Source organism: Mycobacterium sp., assembly GCF_039583785.1.
GTDB lineage: Bacteria > Actinomycetota > Actinomycetes > Mycobacteriales > Mycobacteriaceae > Mycobacterium.
Genome location: NZ_JAVKSG010000211.1, coordinates 1 through 1,504 on the forward strand (window position 1 = coordinate 1; position 1,504 = coordinate 1,504).

General features: G+C 66.4%; 1 protein-coding gene. It reads right to left on the reverse strand.

Going from position 1 to position 1,504, the window contains the following annotated elements; genetic code table 11:
* Positions 1–117: 117 nt before the first annotated feature.
* Positions 118–1,482: an adenylate/guanylate cyclase domain-containing protein gene (locus tag ABDV69_RS21455; protein WP_343577861.1), complete on the reverse strand. Its 1,365-nt coding sequence runs from the start codon at positions 1,480–1,482 to the stop codon at positions 118–120.
* Positions 1,483–1,504: the final 22 nt, after the last annotated feature.

A 1,504-nucleotide genomic window follows, 5' to 3' on the forward strand; every position in this document is an offset into this window, starting at 1 on the left:
GATTACGAAGTCGCCGCCGAGGTCTTCGAGTTCGGCGAAAAAGAAACCGGGACACAGCTTCCCGTCTAGAAAGGCGCGGGTCAGGTTGCTGATACGCAACCTTGGCCCCGCTGTGAGTCATTGGGTGACGGTCGCGTGCTCCCGCTCGAGCGCGCACAGCCGCCATTGACCCGGTACGCCTTTGAGGTCGTGCTCGCCGCGATCGGCGAACCGGTGCCGCGAACCGGTGACGATGTCGCGGACCGTCGACGACACCAGGACCTCGCTGGGGCCGGCCAGGGCCGCGACCCGCGCACCGATGTGCACGGCCATCCCAGCGACGTCGTCACCGCGCACCTCGACCTCACCGGCGTGAATGCCCACTCGAATCTCGATGCCCAGCAACCGAATCGCGTCGACAAGGGAGTCGGCGCAGGCGATCGCGGCGCTCGGGCTGGGGAAGGACGCGACGAATCCGTCACCGGCGGTGTTCACTTCGAACCCGCCGAACCGCTCGAGTTCGTGACGCACCCTGCTGTCGTGGTTGTCCAGCAGGTTGCGCCACCGGCCGTCGCCGAGCGCCGCGGCGCGTTCGGTCGAGCCGACGATGTCGGTGAACATGATCGTGGTGAGCACCCGCTCGCCGCCGAAGCTGCCTCGCGCACCGGTGACGAACTTTTCGATCTCGTCGAGCATCGGTGCGGCGTCGCCGACCCAGTACAGCGCGTCTGCTCCGGGCAACTCGACCAGGCGCGCTCCGGGAATGCGCTCGGCGATGTACCGGCCGTTGTCGCTTGGACAAAAGTCACAGCTTTCGCGGTGCACGACGAGCGTCGGCGCGGTGACTCGTGTCAGCGTGTCGCGGACGTCGCAGTGCCGGACGGTCAGGATCATGGCGCGGGCCATGCTGGGTGAGGCGGCCCGATTGCCGGCCATGTCCCACCATGCACGGAATGCGTGGTCGTCGACCATGCTGGGCGCGATGAAACCGAGCATGTCGAAGCCCTGGTCGACGGCGTCCGGTTCGATCGCGACCGTCGTGTAGGGATCTTCCTCGATGATCTCGAACCCCATCGGGTAGTCGTCCGCACGCAGCGTCCGGGCCGCGCCGTTGACGATCACCAAGTTGCTGACGCGTTCCGGATAATCGGCCGCCAGGATGAGCCCGGTCATCGAGGCGAACCCCGGCGCGAAAACCGTCGCCCGATCGCATCCGATCGCGTCCATCACCGCGATCGCGTCTTTCGCCCAGAACTTAGGCCCGATCACGTCCTGCGACACGCGTGACGACATGCCGACCCCGCGCTGGTCGAGTCGGATCACCCGGCTGAAGGAGGCCAGCCGCCGGTGAAAGCGGTACATCGACGGTTCGGCGTCGATGGTGTCGATCGGGATGGACGGTCCCGGTAGCACCAGCACGTCGGTCGGCCCGTCGCCCAGTGTCTGATAGGCGATGTCAACCTCGCTGCAGCTGGCGTAGCGAGTCCGCGGAAACTGCGCCACGGCTACAAACTAGATCAGGAAT